Annotated in this window: 3 protein-coding genes; 1 reads left to right on the top strand and 2 read right to left on the bottom strand. The window is 65.9% G+C overall.

The annotated features are described in order from the left end of the window. Positions 1-195: a hypothetical protein gene (locus OO68_RS48200; RefSeq protein WP_245237468.1), complete on the bottom strand. Its 195-nt coding sequence runs from the start codon at positions 193-195 to the stop codon at positions 1-3. Between the two features lie 21 nt (positions 196-216). Between OO68_RS48200 and OO68_RS48195 the strand changes: the two genes are divergently transcribed. Further along, positions 217-675 carry a hypothetical protein gene (locus tag OO68_RS48195; RefSeq protein WP_245237467.1) on the top strand — a complete coding sequence of 153 codons (459 nt, stop codon included), beginning with the start codon at positions 217-219 and terminating at the stop codon, positions 673-675. Here the strand turns inward: OO68_RS48195 and OO68_RS41550 are convergent. Continuing rightward, positions 632-1,399 (bottom strand): ABC transporter permease, encoded by a 768-nt coding sequence (locus OO68_RS41550; RefSeq protein WP_033314696.1) that lies wholly within the window; start codon positions 1,397-1,399, stop codon positions 632-634. The two genes, OO68_RS48195 and OO68_RS41550, sit on opposite strands and share 44 nt — an antisense overlap. Between the last annotated feature and the right edge of the window lie 45 nt (positions 1,400-1,444).

Genomic DNA, 1,444 nt, shown 5'->3' with positions numbered 1-1,444 from the left:
TCATACGGCTTCGCCTCCGGGGTTGGCGACGCCGACCGTGTTCTCCACCGACAGCAGGGAGTCCTGTCGTCCGGAGCCGAGCCAGCGCACCAGGGCGACCAGGCCCAGGGCGAGGATGGCGAAGGCGATGAGGATGGCGCTGACCGCGGTGACGCTGGGGTCGATCTCGAAGGTGAGGGAGTTGTAGACCTGCACCGGCAGGGTGACGGTGTCGCGATGGCGATCGGGCTGCCCAGCATCGCGGCCGGCTCGAAGAACAGGAACAGACCCAGTGCGGTGACGATCTGGGGGATGACCAGGGGTCCGAGGACCAGGGCGAAGACCGCGGAGCGCAGCGGGAGTTCGCTGCGGACCAGGGCGGTCGCCGCGGTGACCCCGATGATCAAGGAGAACACGGTGCTCAAAGCGGCGATCAGCGCGGACAGGGACAGTGCGGCCGGCCATTTGCTGCCGTCGGCGAACAGGGCCTTGTACCAGTTCAGCGTCCACGTCTCCGGCGGGAACGAGGCGAAGGCGTTGTTGCTGAAGGAAGTGACCAGGATGACCACGATCGGCAGCGCCAGGAACAGCAGGATCACGGTGGAGACCGCTGTGAGTGCGATGCGGCCGGCGAGGGATTTGCGCAGTTCCATCATGTCGCGCTCCTCTTCTTACGGCTGGCCCCCAGCGAGGTGACGACCTTGACCAGCAGCAGCCCGGCCAGGGTCAGCACCAGCAGGATCACGCCCTGCGCGGCCGCTCCGTTCCACTGGTTCTCCTTGGTGACCTGCTGGTTGATGAGGGTGGCGATCATCGTCTGGTTGGGGCCGCCCATCAGGGCCGGGGTGATGTAGTAGCCCAGCGAGAGGATGAAGCTGAGCAGTCCGGCACTGGCCAGACCGGGGGCGACCAGCGGCAGATAGATGCGGCGGAAGATGGTCACCTTGCCCGCGCCCATGCTGGAGGCGGCCGCCAGCAGACGCCGGTCCACCCCCCGCATTACCCCGTACAGCAACAGCACCGTGTAGGGGAGCATCATCGAGGTGGTGCCGATGACCACACCCAACTCGTTGTAAAGCAGCTGGAACGGGGCTCCGGGAACTGACATGGCGGTGAGGGTCTCGTTCACCAGGCCCTTGTCACCCAGCATGATGATCCAGCCGTAGGTGCGCACCAGAGCACTGACGAAGTGCGGCACGACCACGACCAGCATCGCCAGAGCGTCGGCGTACCAGTGCAGCGTGAACGAGCCGTCTGCGTTCTTCAGGCTCAGCAGCAGCGTGGAGAAGATCGGGTAGACGAACAGCACCAGCAGGTAGATGACAACCGGCAGCGCATAGAAGATCCCGACCCGCGTCCTGCGCGAAGCCAGCAACTTGCGCGAACCAGCGGGAGCCCCCGCGGTGAGGGTGGCGGCCATGACTCACCCCGCCTGTTCGTCGGCGAAGAGGTTGACGTCCTCGGG

The sequence above is a fragment of the Streptomyces iakyrus genome (assembly GCF_000717055.1).
Taxonomy (GTDB): Bacteria; Actinomycetota; Actinomycetes; order Streptomycetales; family Streptomycetaceae; genus Streptomyces; species Streptomyces iakyrus.
The sequence above is the reverse complement of the archived record's forward strand: the minus strand, read 5'-3'. Positions and strand labels throughout refer to the sequence as shown.